The organism is Orbaceae bacterium BiB (assembly GCA_036251205.1).
Lineage (GTDB): Bacteria > Pseudomonadota > Gammaproteobacteria > Enterobacterales > Orbaceae > Orbus > Orbus mooreae.
Genome location: CP133958.1, coordinates 811735 through 835926, shown reverse-complemented (window position 1 = coordinate 835926; position 24192 = coordinate 811735). Strand labels below are relative to the sequence as shown.

Here is a 24192-nt window from a genome sequence, read left to right as displayed (position 1 = left end):
AAGTTTTAAATATATCATTATTGGTTAATGAACTCGTCTAAATAATCCTATTTTTTCAGTTCACGGCCGTAAAATGAACAATCGGTAACGGTGAACGATATGCAATTCAGTCTTTTAAAAAGCTATCAAACACGTATAATTCATACAAACGCGGCATCACACGTTGTGCTGTACTCTTCCTGTTATTCTGATAAACAATCAGAACCACCAAGTAGTATCTAATTATCTAAATTCTTATATCGAAAATTTCAATGTGGTATTGATAAGTTGTTATTAACTTAGCGACACGTACGTTTTTATTTTCATATTTTTAATACATTTAATTATTAACTATTTTTTTAGCAATGCCAGCTATTATCAGTGTTATATAAACTGAGCATGACTGTCGCTTATAGCTAATGAATTTTACTATCTGCTATTGAGAAAAATAAAAAATATCTGAATAGAAAATTAGGTATACATCATGAAACAACAAGTGAAAGATAAAAAAAATGCTCCAGTCAAAGCATTACTTGAGGCTAAAAATAGTCTTGATGGTACATTAGCAAATTTACAATCCACTTTAGCTGGATTGACTAATGCTGATGCCAAATCTCGTATTGAACAGTTCGGTAAAAATGAAGTCGCCAGAGAATATGTGCCATCAGCATTTGTACAATTACTCATCGCATTCAAAAACCCATTTATTTTTGTATTACTGATTTTAGCAGTAGTCAGCTTTTTTACTGACTATTGGTTTCCTTTACGCAATGGTGAAGAAACTGATTTAACCGGTGTTATCATCATTGTATCAATGGTTGCGATTAGTGGATTATTACGATTTTGGCAAGAGTATCGCTCAAATAGAGCAGCTGAAGCATTAAAATCAATGATTAAAACTACGGCAACGGTATTGCGTCGTCCACATAAAAACATGTCTTCAGAAAGAATCGAGATTCCTCTTGATGAAGTGGTGCCGGGTGATATTATTTTCTTATCTGCTGGTGATATGATCCCTGCTGATATTCGCTTGATTGAATCTCGCGATCTTTTTGTTAGCCAGGCTGTATTAACCGGCGAATCAATTCCAGTTGAAAAATATGATACTTTAGGTGCAGTCTCACAAAAAAGTGAAAATGCAGATCCAGAGAAATTATCAAATGATACATTAGATACTAATAATATCTGTTTTATGGGTACCAATGTTGTTAGTGGTACTGCTAAAGCCGTAGTTATTGCAACAGGTGCGGATACTTATTTTGGTTCTTTAGCTAAGTCAATTATCGGTACACGTTCACAAACCGCTTTCGATAAAGGGGTAAATAGCGTAAGTTGGTTATTGATTCGTTTTATGTTAATCATGGTACCAATTGTATTTGCAATTAATGGTATCACCAAAGGAGATTGGGGCGAAGCGGCACTATTTGCTTTAGCTGTTGCAGTTGGTTTAACACCAGAAATGTTACCGATGATTGTTAGCGCAAACTTGGCTAAAGGTGCAATCGGAATGGCGAAACGTAAAGTGGTGGTAAAACGCCTTAATGCGATTCAAAATTTTGGTGCAATGGATGTTTTATGTACGGATAAAACGGGTACTTTAACACAAGACCGTATCATTCTTGAGCAGCATCTTGATATTTATGGTGCAGTTGACCCAAGTGTATTAAAACTAGCTTGGATTAATAGTCATTATCAAAGTGGTATGAAAAACTTAATGGATAAAGCGGTTATTCATTTTGCTGAAGAGAAAGCTAAACTTAAAAAATTAGGTTTTGGTCAATATACTAAAATTGATGAGTTACCGTTTGATTTTGTCCGTCGTCGCCTTTCAGTGGTGGTACAAAATGGTACAGATAATCACTTGATGATCTGTAAAGGGGCTGTAGAGGAGATGCTATCAATTGCAGCATATGTTTACGAAAATGGTGAGTATCTACCATTAACTGATGAACGTAAACAGCAATTAATTGCATTAGCACATCAATATAACCAAGATGGTTTTAGAGTATTAGCGGTTGGATTAAAAGATATTCCAGCTGAAGAAACTAAAACACAATATAGTGTTGCTGATGAAAATGCGTTAGTTATTCGTGGCTTTTTAACTTTCTTAGATCCACCGAAAGAGAGTGCAATGGAAGCGATTCGTGCATTGAGTGAACATGGTGTTGCAGTTAAAGTTCTTACTGGTGATAACGAAATTATTACTACCAAAATTTGTCGTGAAGTTGGACTTGAACCAGGTCAACCATTACTCGGTGTTGATATTGAAAAAATGAGTGATGAAGAGCTAAAAGAGCATGTAGAGAGTCGAACTGTATTTGCTAAATTAACCCCACTACAAAAATCGCGTATTATTCGTTTATTACAAGATAATGGTCATACAGTTGGTTTCTTGGGGGATGGTATTAATGATGCTCCTGCGTTACGTGATTCTGATGTCGGGATTTCAGTTGATACGGCAACAGATATTGCGAAGGAGTCCGCAGATATTATTTTACTAGAAAAAAGTTTAATGGTATTAGAAGAGGGTGTTATTCGAGGTCGTGAAACCTTTGGTAATATCATGAAATATCTGAATATGACAGCAAGTTCAAACTTTGGTAATGTGTTCTCGGTCTTAGTTGCTAGTGCCTTTATTCCATTCTTACCAATGCTAGCGATTCACTTGCTAATTCAAAATTTGCTATATGATATCTCCCAACTATCTTTACCTTGGGATAAAATGGATGATGAGTTTTTACAAAAACCAAGAAAATGGAATGCCCCAAACATTGGCCGTTTTATGATCTGGATTGGACCAACATCATCAATCTTTGATATTACAACTTATGCATTAATGTGGTTTGTCTTTGCCGCTAATAATGTTGAAGCGCAAGCACTATTCCATTCAGGTTGGTTTATTGAAGGGTTATTATCGCAAACTTTAGTTGTACATATGCTTCGTACGCAAAAGATTCCATTTATTCAAAGTACTGCCGCATTCCCAGTTATTGTAATGACTATTTTGATTATGGCGATAGGTATTTATATCCCATTCTCTCCATTCGGCACAATGATTGGACTTGAGCCATTACCTTGGACATACTTCCCATGGTTAGTGGGTACCTTAGTTTCTTACTGTATTGTTGCTCAATTAATGAAAACAATTTACATCAAGAAATTTGGTCAATGGTTCTAATAATTATCAGATAAATTTAATATATTCGTCGCAGCTATTTATTTAAATAGCTGCATTTTAAAAACACAATAGATATCAATAAGCGAGATAGATATGTATACATAAGGAGAACAATATGAAATGTCCACATAAAAATTTAATTAAATTAATTAAAAAGAAAAAGAGTATAAAAAACAATGCCCGACCAGTGTAATTTATCCATAAAATAAAAATAGCTAAAGGATTTTACGTTTAATTCTTTAGCTGTTAACTAACATAGTCATCAATATAATACCGTCAATTTTCTCATCATATCTTATCGATCGTTATAATCTTACTATCACATATTAATATAGTGAAAAAATCTTATAAATTAAAATGTGCTGAATTAAATTTTATCTCAATTTAGCGGCTACAACTGATAGTCGTAGTGAATGATAGTGAATGTCAGCCTTCTAGCACTAATGAATACGATATCAAGAAAGCTGACATTTTATTGTAGTTCACATCTGTTTTATTAAATGCTGAACTTGATAATACATGTCATTTACTTTTTATGACTAAACTCTTGACGAATCATTGGTCCATGTTCATCTAATTTAGGCGCTCCTTTTCTTACAGAAGGATCGGGGTAGCTACTCAATTTAATTGGGGTCCCAGGGACTTTGACTGCACCCGCATCAATAAGCATGTTACGCGCTTTGGTTTGTGGTAGTGCCATTGCTTCGGCAACACCAAGTAGTGGAGCAACAGGGACTCGGTGTTTTTCTATCTCTACCAACCAATACTCAGCATTGTTTTGACTCAGCTGCTTCTCAATAATAATCTTTAACTCGGCTTGATTTTTGACGCGACTGGCATTACTACTAAAGCGCTCATCACTGACTAATTGTGGTGTTTCAAGTGCATCACATAACTCAGCAAACAGTTCATCATTGCCACAACAGATCGCAATTTGCTTATCTTTGGTTTGAAAAACATCAAAAGGTGCCATATAAGGGTGACGATCTCCTAAGCGTTCAGGAGATTTACCTGTTGCAACATAGTTCATTAAACCATGCTCTAAAAAAGCCAGTGTAGAGTCAAACATGGCAACATCAACATGTGTTCCTTTACCTGTGCGTTCTCGTCCATAGAGTGCGCTGGCGATACCACAAAACATATAAATACCACCACATAAATCGGAGATCGATGTGCCAACCCGTGTGGCTGGACCATTAACAAAACCCGTTTCCATCATAATGCCACTCATTGCCTGAATAATAGTATCATAAGCCGGCGCATTGGCGAGTGGTCCGGTATGACCAAATCCAGAGGAGGACGCATAAATAAGACGAGGATTAATTTTCGCTAAGGCTTCATAAGATAAACCTAATTTATTCATGGTACCGGGGCGAAAGTTTTCAGCTAGTACATCGGCTTCTTTAATCATATTAAAGAAGATCTGACGATCTGCATCTTCTTTTAAATTAAGCACAATGCTCTCTTTACCGCGATTGGTAAAACTGTAGTAGAGTGATTCGCCGTTAGAAAATGGACCGTAAAGTCTGGTGTCATCACCATGTCCTGGTTGTTCTACTTTTATGACACGGGCACCTAAGTCAGCTAAAATTTGCGTACCAAAAGGACCATTTAATACATGGGTTAAATCAATTACAAGAAGCCCTTCAAAGGGACCTTTTGCTAATGGGGTATTATCTGACATACTCACTCCTATCGTATTACATAACTAAATTATTTCTTTATCTAATAGAAAAAAGAGACCAAGGTTACCCATTGATCTCTTTATTAGTTAACTGATTTAATATCAAATAATTGATACTACACTAAACCAATCACATAACGTGTAATGAAAATCCAAGCTGGTGCGGCAATAATAAAGCCAAGCACACTAACTGCAAGTGATGCTGTACCTGTTCGTGTATATACACCAAAACGGCTAGCAATAATAATACCAGAGAAAGCCGGTGGTAATGCCCCTGCAAGAACCATCATTTGTAAGTTATTTGAAGACATATGGAACATTAAACCAAGTACTAATAATAACGCGGGCATAAAGACAAGTTTTAATAGGGTGTTGTAAATAATTTCACCATCAAACTCGAATTTATTAGCAGCTAAAGTTAAACCAGCAGCAAATACCGCGACACCTGAGTTCGCTTTAGCGATAAGATCGAATGTTGGATCCCAAACCGCTGGTAATTTGAAGCCGACTAATACTAATACTGTTGCTAAAATTGGTGACCAAACAACAGGTTCTTTTAATGCAGAGATTAAAGAGTTTAAACCACTATTACCTTTTTCATTTTCGCCTTTAGCTGGGCTTAATAAAAATAGACCAATTGGAATCGTAATTGCATTGACAATAATTGAGATAATTGCGACAACAAGACCTGTTGATACGGTATCACCATAAATTGGATCAAGTACAGCAAATCCTAAGAAACCGATAGTTGGAGAACCTGCGATTAATGCACAAACTGCAGCTTCGCCACGAGTATGTTTAAAAATATATTTACAACTATAAAACGCGACAAAGAAACTGATAATTAACCCAACAAATGAAACAATAGTTAATGTCATATCAGCAAATAGCATTGATCTATCTGCACGCACTAATGATACGAATAGTGCAGCAGGTAATGCATAGTTAAGCACTAGTTTATTAAATGCTTTAGCTTGATCTTCGGTAAAGACATTACGCTTACCGCTGGCATAACCTAAAGCCATAATCACAATGATTGGCAACAAATCGGCCATAAAAATACTAAACATAAAAGCTCCTTAGCTTTTTTTATTATTAATGAAGGCAAGTAATAGTGATCTTACTTGCCGATTTACAGCTATTTTTTATCAACTGATTGAGGATTTAAGTTAGTTAAATGGCCACTTTCAGTTCCAACAGTCGGATCGATAACACAGTTAATTAATGTCGGTTTACCAGATTGTAAGCCTGCTAATAATGCTGCCTTAATTTCATCCGATGTCGTTGCATTAAAGCCTTGACCGCCAAACGCTTCCATCATCTTGTCATAACGGGCTTCTTTCATTAAATAAGTCGGTGCCGGATCACTATCACCATGACGATTAATATCATCTCCACGATAAACACCGCCGTTATTAAACACTAAAATAGTCACTGGTAATTGGTAACGGCAGATTGTCTCAATTTCCATGCCGCTAAAACCAAAAGCACTGTCGCCTTCAATCGCAACAACCGGTTTACCACTCGTTGCCGCGGCACCAATCGCATACCCCATACCAATGCCCATCACACCCCAAGTCCCACAATCAAGACGTTGACGTGGTCGATACATATCGATGATATTACGGCCATTATCCAGAGTGTTCGCGCCTTCATTGACCACGTAAGCCTCTTTATAATCCACCAGCACATCGCGGATAGCGCGTAGCGCACAAAAATAGTTCATTGGCACCACGTCTTTGTTCAATTTCGCCGCCATTTTCGCGCCATTTGTGACTTTGATCGCATCAAGTTCATCTGTCCATGCTTGGCTAGCGTGAATCGTGAATTTATCTAACCCACTGACAAACTGCGCCATCACCGAATTCATATCGCCCACGACCGGTGCAGTAATATGACGGTTACTGTCCATTTCATTGGCATCAATATCCACTTGGATCAACTGTGTATCAGCCGACCAGTTTTTACCTTTACCATGACCTAATAGCCAGTTTAATCTTGCCCCTAATAAGACAATCACATCAGCATGAGAAATGGCATGTGAACGTGCGGCTGCTGCTGACTGTTTATGCGTATCTGGCAGTAAACCTTTCGCCATCGACATCGGGAGAAAAGGGATCCCCGTCTTTTCAATAAAGGTTTGAATATCTTCATCCGCTTGTGCGTAGGCCGCCCCTTTACCTAAAATTACCAATGGACGTTTAGCCGTTGATAAGAGTTGCAGCGCTTTTTCGACAGATTCAGGCGCAGGAAGCTGTGCCGGTGCCGGGTTTTCTACTTTAAAGGTCGATTTATCCGCTGCCTCTTTATCCATAACGCTGGATAATAGCTCGGTTGTTAAATCTAAATACACACCGCCAGGTCGTCCAGAGACAGAGGCTCGAATAGCGCGCGCTAAAGCAATACCGATATCTTCTGGTTTATTGACGCGAAATGACGCTTTTGCATAAGGTTTTGCTGCCGTCATCTGGTCAAGCTCTTCATAATCACCTTGCTGTAAATCGATGATTTCACGATCACTTGAACCGCTGATTAAAATCATCGGAAAACCGTTGGTGGTGGCATTGGCTAAGGCGACCAGACCATTTAAAAAGCCCGGCGCAGAAACGGTTAAACAGATCCCCGGTTTCTTAGTGAGATAGCCACTGATTGCTGCTGCGTTACCCGCCGATTGTTCGTGACGAAAACCGATATAACGGATCCCTTCCGCTTGAGCGTGACGAGCCAAATCAGTAATGGGAATACCCACTACACCATAAATAGTTTTGATGTCATTCTTTTTTAACGCATCAACGATAATGTGCATGCCATCGGTTAGATTTTGAGTATTGTTATCAGACATGGAATTTCCTTAATATTAATGGAGACAAACGCAATAGGGGCGAGCAATGCCTAACCCCTATTGAAATGTTCAACTAAAAACGAGAATTAGATGGCACCACTTTGACGCATGTGCGCGATTTGTTCATCGTTATAGCCGAGCTCTTTTAACACCTGTTCACTGTGTTCACCAAGTAACGGAGCACTTTTGATTTCCGGAGTAAAGGCAGAGAATTTCATTGGGCAACCAACAGTTAGGTAAGTCCCACGACCAGGCTGCTCAACTTCAACCACACTACCACTTTCACGCAATGATGGGTCTTCGGCGATCTCTTTCATACTTAAGACCGGGGCACATGGTACATCGTAACCACTTAAGTATTTCACTGCGGCATGTTTATCATAATTAGCGAGGAATTTTTCAATTTCAGCAAAAATATCAAAAATATGCGGCTGACGAGCTTTCGCTGTATTGTAGTTTGGATCTTGGGCCCACTCTGGTTTACCGATGGCTTTACAGGTATTTTCCCAGTTTTGCTCTTGAATGGTGAAGTAGATATAGGCATTCGGATCGGTTTCCCAACCTTTACATTTTAATACCCAACCAGGTTGACCACCGCCACCGGCATTCCCCCCACGTGGTACGGCATCACCAAAGGTTCCGTTAGGGTATTGCGGGTACTCTTCAAGGTAACCGACTTTTTCTAAACGTTGTTGGTCACGCAGTTTTACACGGCATAAGTTCAGCACGGCATCTTGCATTGACATGGTGACGCGTTGGCCTTTACCAGTTTTTTCACGTTGTAATAATGCTGCTAATAATCCGATGAGTAAGTGCATACCAGTGTTACTGTCACCAAGTGCTGCAGCGCTTACTGTTGGTGGACCATCCCAGAAACCGGTAGTTGATAATGCACCGCCAGCGGCTTGTGCTACATTTTCATACGCTTTAACATCAACATACGGCGAACAATCATTAAAGCCTTTGATTGAACCAAAAATTAAGCGAGGATTAAGCTCTTGAATGTATTCCCAAGTAAAGCCCATATGATCCATGGCACCCGGATGGAAGTTTTCAACAAGCACATCAGCCCCTTGAATCAATTTAGTCATAACCTCTTTCCCTTCTGGGGTTTTGGTATTGAGTTCAAGCGAGCGTTTATTACTATTTAACATGGTAAAATAGAGGGCATCAACATCAGGGATATCACGTAATTGGTTACGAGTCACATCACCGACACCTGGACGCTCAATTTTTATTACATCAGCACCAAACCAGGCTAACATTTGTGTACATGATGGACCAGATTGTACTCCTGTAAAATCGAGTACTCGGATACCTTGTAGTGGAAGAGTCATGTGTAACCTCACTTATTTCATTAATATAGAATTAAATTTTTTATGTGTCTTTTTATTTTTTTGCAAGGAAAAAAATTTATTCACGATAAAATGGTTTATTTGAATCGACAAATTTAATAATATTTTCTTTTCATATTAAATTTATAAATTCAGAATAATGTAGATAAATCGAAATATCAACACATGCTAAAGCTCTGTATATTTGTTTTGCAATAAAAATTAACAAATCTAATGAATTGATTTTTAATAATAAAAAAATTATTTTAGAGTTTTTATAAAATTAATTAATGGTTCCATTACTATTGTAAAAAAATAGAAAACCATTATTTTTTTTAGGCATTTATTCAAATTTATTTTTTTTCTGTGGAATTTAAGCGAGAATTTTTGTGGAAATTAAGCAGAAAATACCTCTTATTAGATGATGTTTAATGGGGTGTATGTTCTATTTTATACAATTAATACAATAATACTATTTCATAACTAAACTCATCTATTATCGGTATCTAATTATAGAGCTTGTTTTTTATACTATATTTACACTTTACAGCAATAAAATAACGAATTCATCAATATAATTTCTTTCTATTTATCAACGTTAATAACTAATATATAACTAAAAGTTATAAATATCTGCTTTTTTATTATTTAGAAATTTTACTAACGATTGTTAGACTAAGTTCATCAAAAAAGCTGGGGAATATAATGAAAGCGATAGTAAAAAAAACCATAACAGCACTAACATTAATTGGCGCAGTGTTAGCTGCTAATAATGCTTATGCAGATCGTTTAGATGACATCGAAAAACGTGGTGAAATTAAAATCGCGGTTTTTGACAGCAATCCACCATTTGGTTTTGTAGATGAAAAAACAAAAACAATTACAGGGCTGGATGTTGATTACGCTAAGGCAATTGGTGATGCACTTAATGTCAAAGTGACTTTAGTTCCAACGAATCCAGCTAACCGTATTCCAATTTTAACCTCACAAAAAGCTGATTTAATTGTCGCTAACTTTACCGTGACACCTGAACGAGCTCAAACCGTTGATTTTAGCGTACCTTATTTTGCGACTGGACAAAAATTTATTGCTAAAAAAGGTTTACTCAAAACGGCTGATGATTTACAAAAACTACGTGTTGGTGCTGATAAAGGAACTGTAATGGAAATTACTTTACGTGAACAGTATCCGAGTGTAAAAGTGATCTCTTACGATGATACACCATTTGCTTTTGTGGCGTTACGTAATGGTGTTGTACAAGCGATTACACAAGATGACGCTAAGTTAGTCGGTTTATTGGCGAATGTTCCCGTTGAACAACGCGAACAATTTGAAATTTCACCATTTAGTATTACCCAAGAGTATCAAGCTGTGGGAATTCCAAAAGGTGAAACACGATTAAAAGATAAAGTAAATGAAGTATTATTTGCCTTAGAACAAAATGGTCAAGCAGTTGAAATCTATAATCGTTGGTTTGGCCCTGACACAACATCTGCGATGCCGCGTGGAGACTTTAAAACTGGTGATGGCGCACTAGCTAAATAAAGTAAAATTTCAATTTAAACTAACGCCGCATTATGCGGCGCTTTTATTTGAGCGGAATCTATTATGTCATTACAGCAAATTTCAGAACAATTACTCGCCCCCCATTATTTATGGTGGTTATGGGATGGCTTTATCGTCACTATTGCTATATCCATTCTCTGTATTATTTTGTCCACCATTTTAGGTTTTTTACTGGCGATGATAGGTCAAAGCCAAAGTCGTTTTATACGTAAAATGGTGAATGGTTATAATGCTATTTTCCGTTACTCACCGCTACTACCGCAACTCTTTTTCTGGTATTTTGGTGTCGGTAATATTTTACCACTAGAGTTTAAATTATGGCTATTTGATGAACCTCAAATTGATCTCGGTTTTTTAATCCTCAAAATGCCATCGTTTGAGTTTTTACTTGGTTTAATTGGCTTAACATTTTATTCATCTTCTTTTATTGCTGAAGAGTTTAGAGCAGGTATCTTGGGTGTTCGAACTGGGCAACTTAATGCTTCATTAGCGCTAGGTTTAAATCGTTGGCAAAGTTTTCGATTTATTATTTTACCACAATCTTTTCGTATCGCTTTTCCGCCATTGGTTGGCCAGTATATGAATATTATTAAAAACTCATCGTTAACAATGGCAATTGGTGTATTTGAACTATCTTATGTCTCTAGACAAGTCGAAACCGAATCACTTAAAACATTTCAAGATTTTGCGATTGCAACTTTTCTCTACATTATTGCTGTGGTTATTGTTGGTACATTAGGTAATTTATATCATGATAAATTATTATCTAAAGGAGCTGAATAATGGATTTTACCGACTTCGTAAAAGGATTTACTGTTGTTTGGAATAATTTAGACTATTTGGCTTGGGGTAATTTTCCTGATGGTCCAATCAGTGGTATTTTATTGACATTACTAATGAGTTTTGCCGCAATCATCTTTGCAACATTATTAGGTATTATTAGTGGCATTGGGTTAACGATTTTAACTGGTTGGTCTCGCCGTATTTTAGTTGTTATATTGGGATTTTTACGCGCTATTCCGGTCATTATGTTGATTTTTTGGGCTTATTTTTTACTTCCCGTCTTATTTAATATTGACGTACCTGCAATTGCAACGGTTATTATAGCATTAGGGCTCATTGGCGCTGCTTATATTGCTTATGCCGTTTATGCAGGCATGAAAGCGATTACTAAAGATCAATGGCAGGCAGCCTATTCATTAGGACTGAGTAAACAACAAGTTATCTTTTATATTATTTTACCGCAGGCCATTCATATGATGATGCCTTCTTTTGTTAATCAATGGGTTTCGTTGATTAAAGATAGCTCATTAGCTTATATTGTAGGGGTTGCTGAATTTACTTTTTTAGCCACACAAGTTAACAATCGTAGTATGGTGTATCCAACTGAAATATTCCTATTTGTAATTGTTGTCTATTTTATTATTTGTTGGATGCTCAACTTTGCTGTGAGCCGTTTTACTTCAAATAGTAAAATTTAAAGTCAATATATACTTTTTTTATGATAATACGGTTTTTTTTTAACCGTATTATTTCTTTTAGACTATTTTTTTAATCAGATAGTGCCTATCTATATACTAAATATAGTTATAATTCATTGTTAAATACTGATTTTATATGGAATCATCCATAGCAACTTATAACTCACTATCCATTTTTGTTATCACTTCAACAAATTTATTATACCCTTATTTTGATTATGGAATTATATAGTAAATATCATTAAGTCTTTGTTATAAAACAATTTGTGATGTAGATCACATTTTTAAAATAGATTGGTTTATTGAATAATTGCACGGTGATATGTGAGAAATTCAATGAGAGCAGAACATGAATAACTCGTCGTTAATGATATGAGATTTCAGGGAAAAATATAATATACTTTAAGGATAGAAAATGAAAAAAGTCATATTTTTAGGGCTATTGTCAACCTCATTGGGTGCATATGCTGTAGATAATCCATCAACAAAGCTGATTGCTGATGATCCTTTTTTTAAAGATACTAAGATTGAGCTTGGAGCCAGAAATTATTATAAATATCTAAAAGAAGATGAAGGAACATCAAAAACCGTTCATGCTGGTTGGGGATAAGCTTTTTATGTTGATTATAAATCCGGTTATCTTGCTGATTTAATCGGTTTTGATGTTCGCTTTACCGATGTCATTAAATTGGCTGCTAGTAATCATTTTGCTGACCGAGGAATTCTTTATAACTCAGGTCCTAGAGTAGGTTACAATAAAGATGATGCTCATGGATTTAATAAATTTGGTCAACGATTAGTCAAACTAAAATTAGGTGATGAGGATATCGGTTTTACTGCTAAATATGGTTGGCAAATTTTGCATAATTATGGCGTCTTAGCGGAATCTTATCGCTCGACATCGAATAGTTATTTTGGTTATACGGGGACTTTCAATTATGAGAAATTAAGATTTGAATTCGCCTATGTCAAGGATGGTATGTACCGCGATTCACCAGATAAAAAACAATTTGCGTCTAAAGATTATGCTAAAAATCTTAATCATATTATTACCGGTGCGGTAGTATATAAGGGTGATGACTTTTTCTTATCATATAATTATGGTTCAGCTGCTGATTATAAACGTATGCATATTCTTGAAACTAGCTATAAATTGACTTCAGATGTTAAAGTAGGAGCACAAATTTATGGTAGTCAAGCTATTGGTTATTATCACCAAATGAAGACTAAAGAGTTTGATAGTCACGCTTGGCACTATGCGAAAGATATTCAATGGACCCAGCCTGACTGGATGCTAAAAGCGGGCATTGGCTATACTGATGCACCTAGAAAAGATGGTATTGGTTACTATGAACGTAATATTGCTCAGTATGTTCGAGGCCGTTTTGAACCGATGAGTGAAACGATGCAAGCTTATGTTCGTGATGGTGAAACGGTGTTAACCGTAATGGGAACATATAATATTACTGAAAAGTATAAAACCGGTTTTCTTGCGAGTTATGCTCAGTTACCGTATAGAGGAAATACAGTAAGAACCGGCGAAATTAATTGGATTAATTTTTGGGAGCCAGCGAAAGACTTTAATGTTGGGATCATGTTTGGTTATGGTTGGGCTTATAAACACGATAATAGAACGCCAGTACTTGATGAAAAGTTAAATTATAAAAAATCACACTTATTGTCTGCCGATTTTATTGTCGATTATCGATTTAATTTAATGTAATCGCATCATTATGTGATATTAATGAGCGAATCGAGCTGAATATAGGCTTAAAGGCATATTCAGCTCGTCAATCGAATCTAAAAAAGTTGTTACTTTTGCTATTGTTTAACGAGGGTCATCGCAATTAACTTTGTGGTCACGATAAATCACTTTATTGTAGCTATAGTCTAGATCACGTTGTTCAATTACTTTACCATTACGAATAAAAAACCAATACTTTTTGAATGGCTTGTAATACTCTTCTGATTTTATACCACCAATTGTCGCGCACACAGAATAGCCGAATGTAGCATCTTGTTTTTCAGAATCGACGACAATGTACTCTTCTCGTGGGGAACTCATCGATAAATAACTAATTGTTTTAGGATTTTCAAAATTATTTTTACCCCAAGCTTTAATTAACTCTGGATAGTTTGTCGGATATTTACCGAAATTAGCGCTAGTCATATCAGGGCGCCAGTTGGGATCGGTTTGGCTTGATGAACATGCCGCGAGAAATAGTGCAGTAGTTGCGATACTAATTATTTTTTTCATTGTTTATATTTCCACCTTAATGGTAATTAAGTGAATACGTTTTACACTCAATGTAATCAATATTTTATCATATTACCAGTGGTTTTTTATGAGTTATCAGTCGGTTATTATTCAAAAATATTATCTTTACGATACCAAAGCATTGTCACTTGAGGACTAAATTAAAATAGGCATAATAAAATACGACCTCATTAATAATCAATCGCTATTATAGATAAAATGATATTTTAGAAAATTGATTGTAATTATATCGTTGTGAGTGCATATTTATTTAATAATATCATCGAATTGAGTGAAGTAAATATTAATAGATTAATATATTAATGTTATATTATTTCGGTTAATTTTTTATTTTCACCTTGTTTTTAATGTTAATGTAAAAGTTATAACATAGTTCTTGTTATGCTGAGTAAACTCTTTTAAAGTTTAGCCCTATTTTATGTCTGTATTCAACAATAATGGATACCATTCAGTTTACAGCAAGATATTTTGCTAATATCTGTTGCTATTTTTATCGAAATAAAATGTAAGGAACCAATTTATGACCACTAAAATTTTGCCTGAAATTGATCAGATTAAAGATGAGATGATTGCGATTAGACACCAAATTCATCAACATCCTGAAATCGGTTTTGAAGAACATAAAACCAGTGAATTAGTGGCCAAACTTCTTACTGAGTGGGGATATCAAGTCACCCGTGGAATTGGTGGTACAGGGGTTGTCGGTCAGTTAAAAAATGGTCACGGTCCAGCCATTGGTATTCGTGCTGATATGGATGCATTACCTATCGATGAAGCGACTAAATTATCTTACCAGAGTCAGATAAAAGGGAAAATGCATGCTTGTGGTCATGATGGACATACCGCAACACTGCTTACGACTGCTCGCTATTTTTCACAGCACCGCCATTTTAATGGCACAATTAATCTTATCTTTCAGCCAGCTTAAGAGGGGCTTAGTGGTGGACTTGCGATGGTGTAAGATGGTCTTTTTCCAAGTTTCCATGTGACTACATTTTTGCTTATCATAACATGCCTACCAATGAAGCGGGTAAAATGGCTTTTATCGCAGGTCCTGCGATGGCATCATCTGATAGCGTCATTATTAAAGTAAAAGGACGCGGCGGTCACGGTGCTATGCCACATTTAGCTGTTGACCCCATTGTTGTCGCCTCATCGATTGTAATGACACTACAAACATTGCCGTCGCGTAATGTAAATCCACTGGAGACGGCAATTATTACGGTTGGGTCTTTCCAAGCGGGTGAAGCGAATAATGTTATTCCTGATGAAGCAATATTGAAGTTAACAATTCGCGCTTTGAATCCTGAAGTACAAGATCTCATTGAAAGAAGAGTAAAAGAACTCGTGGTTTCTCAAGCAGCTAGTTATGGTGCTGAGGTTGAAATTAATTATAAACGTCTTTATCCAATGGTTGTTAATGATGAAGGTGCTACACAATTGGCAAAAGATGTAGCTTTATCGTTTTTTGGTGAAGAGCAAATTTTAGCTAATTTCCCTAAAATGACGGGCAGTGAGGATTTCTCTTTTATGCTACAGCAATGTAAAGGAGCCTATATTTTTGTCGGTAATGGCACCCAAGGGGCTAACGGTTGTTCGTTACATAATCCTAAATATGATTTTAATGATCAGATATTGCCTATTGTCGCATCATATTGGGTTAAATTAATCGAGAGTTACTTAAAATAAATCAATAAAATAGGATTTTTTGTCTATGGCGTTTAATATTTCGAAGAATGATAGTAAATTAAAAAAAGCCAGAAATATAGCAGGAATTACCATGGGTAATGCCATTGAATTTTATGACTTGGCTATTTATGGTACTTATGCTGTCCTTTTAGGACAGCTTTTTTTCCCTGGTACAAATGATTTTGAAAAGTTAATGTTGTCTTTTGCAACATTAGGTGTTGGCTTTGTTACCAGACCGTTAGGTACCATTTTGATTGGTCTGTATGCCGATAAATTTGGTCGACGGCCTGCATTACTTTTCACATTATGGTTAATGTCGATTGGTACGTTATTATTTGTTATTACGCCAACGTATCAACAAATTGGTATTTGGGCTACCATCATTATTATGTTAGCAAGATTAATGCAAGGTTTTGCTTTAGGTGGCGAATTTGGTGCCTCAACAACGATGTTAATGGAATATGCTGATAATTCTAATCGTGGATTTTATAGCAGTTGGCAGCTTTTTGGACAATCCTTAAATACATTATTAGCTTCTCTTGTCGGTATCTCGATTGGTTTTTGGTTAAAAGATAATGAGATGGCATTACATAGTTGGGGTTGGCGCCTAGCTTTTGCTATTGGATTACTTATTGTGCCGATGGCATTATATATTCGACGCTCTTTGCCAGAAACAAAACAAATAATTGTCAAAGAGTCAACGGGGTCACTGTTAAAATTGGTTTTTTGTAAATATCCGAAACAGCTGATTGCCGGTATTTTAATAACTTTAGGTGCAACAGTTCCTGTTTATATTACATTGTTTTATTTGGCGAACTTTGCTATTTCAGAACTAAAATTTGAGATGCGTTCAAGTATTCTTCATGTATTGCCGCAGCTGTACAGATTATTTTGGTACCTTTTATTGGGATGCTTTCTGATAAAATAGGCCGTAAGCCATTAATTTTATGGGCTCGTATTTTAACAATTCTCGCTATTTATCCTATTTTTGCACTGTTAACCACTTACCCATCATTTACTATGCTTTATTGTTGTGTATTGGTGTTGGCGGTTCTTATGGCCTTTAATTCTGTACCAAGTTTAACTGTATGTGCAGAGATTTTCCCAAGTAAGATTCGAGCAACAGGATTATCAGTGGTATATAGTATCTCTGTCGCTATTTTTGGTGGATTTGCTCAAATGATTGTAACGGGACTCGTACATTGGCTGAATGATTTAACCGCTCCATCTTATTATGTTATAGGTGCAGTAGGTATTAGTTTAATTGGACTCTTTTTGTTTAAAGAGACAGTTGGTAAGGAGTTAGAGTAATAGATTAACTCGTTTTAATAAGCAAAGTAATTTTAGTAAAACAACATTACAATAGCTGATAAATTTCTCATCTTTATTGACTATATTATTTATTCGTCACTTTTATTATGATGAATAAGCATATTGGTGTAAATAACGATGAGAATATCAATATTATTATTGGCGTAATCTTCTATATTACTTTGCGATTAATTAATAGCTCTGATATTTTTTTTATATCTTTAGGTATTGTACGAGAGCAGCCTCCAATTAGTTTAGCGCCATTTTTTTGCCAATTTAGAAGTTGATTACAAAACGTATGTTGCTGATCTTTTATCTGCCACGTTTTACTCGTCGCATCGTAATGTTCACCTGAATTAGGATAGACAATAAGTGGTTTCTCTGTTAGCTGATGTAATGAAGCAAGGCTTTTAGTGACACTCTCTAACGCAATACAGTTGACACCAATTGCAATAACTTGTTGGTTAGTTTCCAACAATTTAGTGACGAGCTCTAAAGGTGTTCCATCACTTAAATGGTGATTATCTTTTAAGGCAAATGAGAACCAACAAGGTGTATCAGGGAATTGAGCAATAATATCAACTAATACTTTTATCTCTGCAAAAGAGGGCATAGTTTCACAAGCAAGTATATCAACACCGGCATCAATTAATGCTTTAATTCGGTCATAGTGAAAATCCATCATTTCAATATCACTAAGATTATACTTACCGGTATATTCAGACCCATCTGCTAAATAAGCACCATAAGGTCCAACTGAACCAGCAATCACCAACGGTCGACTATCCTTTGTCACTTGTTGATATTTTATTTTAGCTTGTTTTGCTAGATCAACACTCCGTTTAATTAAAGCGATGGATTGGGATCTCGATAATCCTCGTTTAGCAAATCCTAGTGGGGAGGCTTGGTAACTGGCGGTGATTGCACAATCAGCGCCGGCAATAAAGTAGTCATAATGTACAGTTGAAATCAATTCAGGCTGTTCAATTAATACTTTTGCTGACCAGAGCGGATCATTAAGATCGCATCCGCGTTCCTGTAGTTCTGTCGCCAATGCGCCATCAATAATGACATAACCATGATGAGATAAATGCCATGAAAAAGGGTTAGTTACGGTCATGATCATTTCCTGTTTTTCTATTGTAGACGTTAGTCAAATAATAGCTGATATAACAACAAATAACAAAAGGGATACCACAATAAAGAGCGATGCGCTGTTCAGGATCAAATGCTAGCCCAATACAAGCAATTGTGCACATTATAAATCCTAAAATAGGGATGTAAGGATAGTAAGGTGCTTTAAATTTTAAATTAGATAACGGTTTACCTGATTTTACATAATCACGTCTAAAAAAATAATGTGAAGCGCAGATACTTAACCAAACTGCTACAACGGCGAATCCTGAAATAGCAGTTAAAGCTACAAATACTGTATCTGGTGCAACAATACTGGTAAAGAGTGCAAGTAATCCGCCTAACATACTGATCGTTAATGCGATAATAGGAACTCCTCGTTTTGATAGTTTAGTAAAACTACGAGGAAGTGTTCCCTGATTTGATAAAGACCAAAGCATACGGCCTGAAGCATAAAGTCCAGAATTAGCAGCAGATAAAATTGCGGTCAGAATAACAAAATTTAAAAAGTCAGCTGCATATGGTAGGCCAATATTTTTAAATACTTGCACAAATGGACTTTCGCTAACGCCAGCTTGATCCATTGGTAGTAATGCAGCTAATACGATCACGGTTCCAACAAAAAATATAACTAAACGAATAATTGTCGTTTTAATTGCCAGTGGAATTATTTTTTCTGGATTAACAGTTTCACCTGCTGCAATACCGATAAGTTCGGTACCAGAAAAAGCAAAGTTAACTGCAACCATTGTCATAATGATTGGCGTGATACCATTTGGTAACCAACCTGAAGTCGTCAAATTACTTAAAAAAGGTGCAGGAGTTCCATCTTTCATCGGAATAAAACCAAAAATAGCAGCGGAACCTGCTACGATGAAGATAATGATTGTAAGTACTTTTATGAGTGAAAACCAAAATTCACTTTCTGCAAAAAATTGAGTTGTGATCACATTTAATATAAAAATGACACAGCAAAAAATAAAGCACCAAACCCAAACTTCAATATTCGGGAACCACTGCTTCATACAGAGTCCTGCAGCGGTTAAACTAGAACCGAGAGCAACAGTCCAAGTCAACCAATATAACCATGCAACAGTATAACCTGTAGCTGGACTGATAAAACGCGCTGCATAAGTATGAAACGCTCCTGTTTCTGGCATCGCAACAGCCAGTTCCCCAAGGCATAACATAACAAGATAGACGACCACGGCACCTAGCAAATAAGCTAAAATTGCACCAGCAGGGCCAGCGCTCGCGATAATATATCCAGTATTAAAAAATAGACCTGTTCCAATTACACCTCCTAATGAAAGCATTACCAAATGTCTTGTTTTCATGGTTCGCTGGAATTGGTTATCGTTAATTTTATCCATATAGACGTCTATACTGCTAAATTTAAAAATATTATTTTAGCAGTATAAAAATTTAATTTAATTCAAATTTATTCTTTATTTATTCAATATGTTAAAAATATTATCATTTGACTTTAATAATTAGCTCTGCTATTTGTAGTAGCAGCATTATTAAAAAATAAATTGGAAGGTTATATGTTAAATACAAGTATTCGCGATAAGCTAACAATAAAGCCCGTAACACTTGAATATCTAGACCAGTTTGATGAACTATTACGTTATGTGTTCCAAGTAACCAGTCAAGATATTGAAAATTCTGGTTATGAAAAAGATACAGAGTTACTACGCTCAAAAAGACCAGTACTACAAGACGCTGATGTTATAGGATGGTTTAATAAAGATAAATTAGTTTCTCAATTATGCATTTATCCTTGTAAAGTTAATATTCATAATACCGTTTTTGAAATGGCTGGTTTAACAGGTGTAGGGACTTATCCGGAATATGCCAATTTGGGATTGATGAATGATTTAATTAAAACCGCGTTAAAGAAAATGCGAGATAATCAACAATGGATATCTTATCTTTTCCCCTATTCAGTCCCTTACTATCGTAAAAAAGGTTGGGAAATATTTAGTGAACGCTTAAGTTTTATGATTAAAGATACTCAGCTTCCTCGTTATGATAAACAACCTGGTTTTGTCGAGAGGCTATCGGTTGATGATCCTGAAGTGATTGATGTTTACAACCGCTTTTCACAGTTAAATCATGGTGCATTAATTCGGAGTGAATTGTCATGGAGTGAATATTGGCGCTGGGAAAATGAAGATGAACGTACCGCGGCAGTTTATTATGATGTTGATGGTAAAGCGATGGGCGTGATTTTCTATTGGATTAAAAGTGATGTGTTTTACATTAAAGATATGTTCTATTTAACACAAGAAGCCCGTAAGGCATTATGGAACTTTGTACATGCTCATTACTCAATGGTTGATAAAGTAAAAGGGCGAGTCTATCGGCATGATCCTATCGCGTTCCAACTTTTTGATAGTAAGATTGTTGAGAGCTTAGAACCTTATTATATGGCAAGAATTGTAGATGTTGCTGAATTTTTGAAAGTTTATCCATTTGTCGAAATACCTAAAGATCCGTTCCATTTTGTTGTTAGTGATCCAATTGCTGAATGGAATAATGGTATTTTTAGTCTATATTTGAATGAGAATAATCAAGTTGTTGTTGATAATCAACCAAGAGGAAAAGCAGTCGAAGTTTCGATTCAAGCATTATCATCAATGTTAATGAGTTTCCGCCGGCCTCAGTTTTTCTATGAATATGAGTTCCTAAAAACAGATAAAAAAATGGTCTCAATACTTGATGATATGATCCCTGCTCAACAGCCTTATTTCTCAGACTATTTCTAGCTTTTTCCGCTAATAAAAAGATGGAGCGATACTCTCGCACCATTAAAAGGGTATTTCCAATTACTCACTTTCTATAATAACTCTTTTACTCATTTTAGGTTTACTTTATTCGAAAACGGCTTAATGAATCGTCGGTTTTTTATCGCTTAAAGTAAATAGTCCTATCGCTAGTGAAATAATAACGATACAGGAAATAATAAAGAAAATAGTGTGATAACCCACTTTATCAAATAGCATTCCAATTGGAATTGATAGAATGATAATACCAACAGAGGTTGCAATCTGGAAACCAACTAAGAATAGGGTTGCAGATAAACGCTTATCAAAATTCGCAGCATTATATTTAAAGATTGAAATAACGAACAGAGGTACTTCAATGGCATGTAGCATTTTAATGAATGAAATAATGTAAACATCTTCAAAAACAGCAGAACCTAGAATACGACATGTCATAATAATGCCGCCTAATAGTAGTGAATATTTAGGACCAATGCGATTAATTAATAGTGGAATACAAGCCATACCTAGCGCTTCTAATATTACCTGTACTGAATTTAATTGCCCATAAACACTGGCTCCGACTTTAGGATCACTAAATAAATTAGCAAAAAAGACCGGAAATAGCTGTTGATCATAAATATTATAAAATGACCAAGTTCCTAAAATGAATACCACTAATCCCCAAAATTTAGGATTTTTAAAGATGATGACAAAGTCATTTAGGGTAATTGAATTGTAGCTATCACTTTTATCTTGAACTTCTTTGCGTTTTAGCGCTTTAGCGGGTTTATAGCAAATATTCGTAATAAAAAAGAGAATCCCAACAAGTGAGACCGCCCAAAAATTGAAGTGAGGATTGATACTAAAAAATAGACCACCAATTGCAGCAGCTGCCGCATAACCTAAACAGCCCCATAAACGTGCTTGCCCATATTCAAAACCAAATTTTCGGCTGATTTTTTCGACATAACTATCAATTAACCCACAAGCTGATAAATAGCCCAGAGAAAATAGTACTGAACCGAGTATAACACCAACTATAAAATTACTTTTTAATAAGGGTTCATAGACATAGATGAGAAAAGGGCCTGTAGCAATGAGAATAATACTAATAACCCACATCAAATGTTTACGAATACCTAATTTATCTTGGATAACTCCATAGATAATCATAAATGTAATACTGGTAAACTGATTAATCGAATAAATTGTGCCGAGATCTGAACCTGTAACACCAATATTATTTTTTAACCAGATTGCATAAAATGACCACCAAAGTGACCAAGCCGCAAAAAAGAAAAACAGATATGACGAAGAGAACACATAGTTTTTATTACTAAAAGGAAGAGATATTTTCATAGTAGGATCCATTAAGTAAAAATAAAAATTTATTACATATTTGGAAATGGTTTAATCCAAATACTTTGTAACTGCCAACAACGAACTCCAGAAAATTTTGCTAAACCATTTTCTGCATATAGGGCAATGTGGTTAGCTGAATAATTTGGATAAATTCTTGCTGATAGTGTCGATAGTCCACCATTAACAAACACTTCACAGCTAGATTTATCAGTCAGAATTCTGAGCGATAGTTTTTCTCCATCAGGTAAGGCGATACTACGTATACCATTTGGACCAAATCCAGTGGAAGAGCGATCTAGATAGAGACGTTTTGATTGTTTATCGATATAAAGTCTCACGCCTTTATGTGTTTGTGGATCATAGGCGAGTAAAACTCCAGCGCGTTCAGCTTGAGTATTTAATAGATCTATTTCAATAAATAATTCGCATTGCTTACCATTAACAGGGAGAATCAGCTGATTGTCATTTAATGATAGTTGTTCAAGCTGTGTGAGCGATTTTCTTAATTGGCTGATTTCCGCAATTGGTTTTTGAATTAGTTGATTGTTCTCACTTAGTGTAATTTCTCTTGGAAATGTTAAACATGTTGACCAGTGATCTTCTTGTTCTGGAATTTTACTTTCCGGCATTGAGAACCAACTTAGCATAATTCGTCTATCGGTGATTCCCGCGTAAGTTTGTGGCGCATAAAGGTCTAAGCCATTATCTAACTCTGTAAAATCGCGTTCGACAATATACTGGTCATTTTCCATTCTTCCAACAAAGTAGCCGACTTGAAAGTGATTATTATAAGCAAAGCCATCAGCAGCCATTCCCATTGGTGATACTACTAATACCCATTTATCACCTAATTGGAAAAAGTCAGGACACTCCCACATCCAACCTTGGTTCTCTTTTGCTTTTAGCAATACCTGTTTAAATTGCCAATTTACTAAATCGGTAGAGGTATATAGCCATACTTGACCTATACCGTGTTCGCTTACACCGACAACCATTTTCCATATATCACCATCTCGCCATACTTTGGGATCTCTAAAATGTTGAATATGAGGTGGTGGAGTAATAATAACGCCCAGTTTCTCAAAATTAAGTCCATCACGGCTAGTTGCCATCATCTGTACTTGTTTAATTATGCAGTGATTATCACTCGATTCGACAACTTTGTGGCCTGTATAAAATAGTACCATATTATCGTTATGTTCAATCGCTGAACCGGAATAGACACCATGCACATCATCTTTTTCCCCAGGTACAAGTGCGACAGGTAAATGTTGCCAGTGTAGCAAATCGTCACTAATTGCATGTCCCCAATGCATAGGACCTCGGTAACCACTATATGGATAGTGTTGATAGAATAGATGGTATTTATCATTAAAATAGATAAGACCGTTAGGATCATTTATCCAGCCGGCAGGTGCTGCAAAATGAAGTTCTGGATAAAATCGAGAATTGAGCGAAAGACTTAATTTTTCTACACCTAATGTTGCTTTTAAATATTTTTCATTTTGTTTCATCATTGGCTACCTGAATAAATGTTAACGTTATCATTTTTATGATATCGTATTATTAAGTTAAAATCTGTG

At 35.8% G+C, this 24192-nt stretch carries 19 protein-coding genes and 1 pseudogene; 11 read left to right on the top strand and 9 right to left on the bottom strand.

The window, feature by feature from the left end; all coding sequences use genetic code 11:
* Positions 1-463: 463 nt before the first annotated feature.
* A complete protein-coding gene (gene mgtA / locus RHO11_03935; GenBank protein ID WVD62286.1) occupies positions 464-3157 on the top strand; it encodes a magnesium-translocating P-type ATPase in 2694 nt (897 codons plus the stop codon).
* 526 nt (positions 3158-3683) lie between these two features.
* Here the strand turns inward: mgtA and yfdE are convergent.
* The 4 genes from yfdE to frc form a co-directional block, all read right to left on the bottom strand.
* Complete coding sequence (gene yfdE / locus RHO11_03930; protein WVD62285.1) at positions 3684-4841, bottom strand: CoA:oxalate CoA-transferase; 1158 nt, start codon at positions 4839-4841, stop codon at positions 3684-3686.
* A gap of 116 nt (positions 4842-4957) precedes the next feature.
* Positions 4958-5911: a transporter YfdV gene (gene yfdV / locus RHO11_03925; GenBank protein WVD62284.1), complete on the bottom strand. Its 954-nt coding sequence runs from the start codon at positions 5909-5911 to the stop codon at positions 4958-4960.
* Positions 5912-5979: 68 nt separating this feature from the next.
* Entirely contained in the window at positions 5980-7683 is a 1704-nt protein-coding gene (oxc, locus tag RHO11_03920) for an oxalyl-CoA decarboxylase (protein ID WVD62283.1), read from the bottom strand.
* 86 nt (positions 7684-7769) lie between these two features.
* On the bottom strand, positions 7770-9020 hold the full coding sequence (gene frc / locus RHO11_03915; protein WVD62282.1) for a formyl-CoA transferase: 1251 nt from the start codon (positions 9018-9020) through the stop codon (positions 7770-7772).
* Between the two features lie 702 nt (positions 9021-9722).
* On the opposite strand from frc, the gene RHO11_03910 reads away from it, so the two are divergent.
* From RHO11_03910 to RHO11_03890, 5 genes are all read left to right on the top strand, one after another.
* Positions 9723-10562: an ABC transporter substrate-binding protein gene (locus tag RHO11_03910; protein WVD62281.1), complete on the top strand. Its 840-nt coding sequence runs from the start codon at positions 9723-9725 to the stop codon at positions 10560-10562.
* 63 nt (positions 10563-10625) lie between these two features.
* Complete coding sequence (locus tag RHO11_03905) at positions 10626-11366, top strand: amino acid ABC transporter permease (GenBank protein ID WVD62280.1); 741 nt, start codon at positions 10626-10628, stop codon at positions 11364-11366.
* Positions 11366-12064, top strand: coding sequence for an amino acid ABC transporter permease (locus RHO11_03900; protein WVD62279.1), 699 nt, complete (start codon positions 11366-11368; stop codon positions 12062-12064). Before RHO11_03905 ends, RHO11_03900 begins: the two co-directional genes overlap by 1 nt.
* A 415-nt stretch (positions 12065-12479) precedes the next feature.
* The gene (locus tag RHO11_03895) at positions 12480-12674 is read left to right on the top strand and encodes a hypothetical protein (GenBank protein ID WVD62278.1); all 195 of its coding nucleotides are present in this window, start codon (positions 12480-12482) and stop codon (positions 12672-12674) included.
* Between the two features lie 78 nt (positions 12675-12752).
* Positions 12753-13787 (top strand): hypothetical protein, encoded by a 1035-nt coding sequence (locus RHO11_03890; GenBank protein WVD62277.1) that lies wholly within the window; start codon positions 12753-12755, stop codon positions 13785-13787.
* Positions 13788-13892: 105 nt separating this feature from the next.
* Here RHO11_03890 and RHO11_03885 read toward each other — a convergent pair whose 3' ends face one another.
* Positions 13893-14321: a membrane lipoprotein lipid attachment site-containing protein gene (locus RHO11_03885; protein WVD62276.1), complete on the bottom strand. Its 429-nt coding sequence runs from the start codon at positions 14319-14321 to the stop codon at positions 13893-13895.
* Between the two features lie 541 nt (positions 14322-14862).
* On the opposite strand from RHO11_03885, the gene RHO11_03880 reads away from it, so the two are divergent.
* The 4 genes and pseudogenes from RHO11_03880 to RHO11_03865 all read left to right on the top strand — a co-directional run bounded on the left by RHO11_03880 (position 14863) and on the right by RHO11_03865 (position 17342).
* Complete coding sequence (locus RHO11_03880; protein WVD62275.1) at positions 14863-15270, top strand: M20/M25/M40 family metallo-hydrolase; 408 nt, start codon at positions 14863-14865, stop codon at positions 15268-15270.
* A gap of 38 nt (positions 15271-15308) precedes the next feature.
* Positions 15309-16031 (top strand): annotated as a pseudogene (locus tag RHO11_03875) (amidohydrolase).
* 25 nt (positions 16032-16056) lie between these two features.
* Positions 16057-16959: an MFS transporter gene (locus RHO11_03870; protein WVD62274.1), complete on the top strand. Its 903-nt coding sequence runs from the start codon at positions 16057-16059 to the stop codon at positions 16957-16959.
* Positions 16941-17342 carry an MFS transporter gene (locus RHO11_03865; GenBank protein WVD62273.1) on the top strand — a complete coding sequence of 134 codons (402 nt, stop codon included), beginning with the start codon at positions 16941-16943 and terminating at the stop codon, positions 17340-17342. Before RHO11_03870 ends, RHO11_03865 begins: the two co-directional genes overlap by 19 nt.
* Before the next feature lie 172 nt (positions 17343-17514).
* On the opposite strand, the gene mmuM is transcribed toward RHO11_03865, so the two are convergent.
* On the bottom strand, positions 17515-18462 hold the full coding sequence (gene mmuM, locus RHO11_03860) for a homocysteine S-methyltransferase (protein ID WVD62272.1): 948 nt from the start codon (positions 18460-18462) through the stop codon (positions 17515-17517).
* Positions 18449-19849: an S-methylmethionine permease gene (gene mmuP / locus RHO11_03855; GenBank protein WVD62271.1), complete on the bottom strand. Its 1401-nt coding sequence runs from the start codon at positions 19847-19849 to the stop codon at positions 18449-18451. Before mmuP ends, mmuM begins: the two co-directional genes overlap by 14 nt.
* A gap of 174 nt (positions 19850-20023) precedes the next feature.
* On the opposite strand from mmuP, the gene RHO11_03850 reads away from it, so the two are divergent.
* Complete coding sequence (locus tag RHO11_03850) at positions 20024-21247, top strand: GNAT family N-acetyltransferase (GenBank protein ID WVD62270.1); 1224 nt, start codon at positions 20024-20026, stop codon at positions 21245-21247.
* A 120-nt stretch (positions 21248-21367) separates the two neighbouring features.
* Here the strand turns inward: RHO11_03850 and RHO11_03845 are convergent, their stop codons facing one another.
* Positions 21368-22606, bottom strand: coding sequence for an oligosaccharide MFS transporter (locus tag RHO11_03845; GenBank protein WVD62269.1), 1239 nt, complete (start codon positions 22604-22606; stop codon positions 21368-21370).
* Positions 22607-22638: 32 nt separating this feature from the next.
* A complete protein-coding gene (locus tag RHO11_03840) occupies positions 22639-24126 on the bottom strand; it encodes a glycoside hydrolase family 32 protein (protein ID WVD62268.1) in 1488 nt (495 codons plus the stop codon).
* Between the last annotated feature and the right edge of the window lie 66 nt (positions 24127-24192).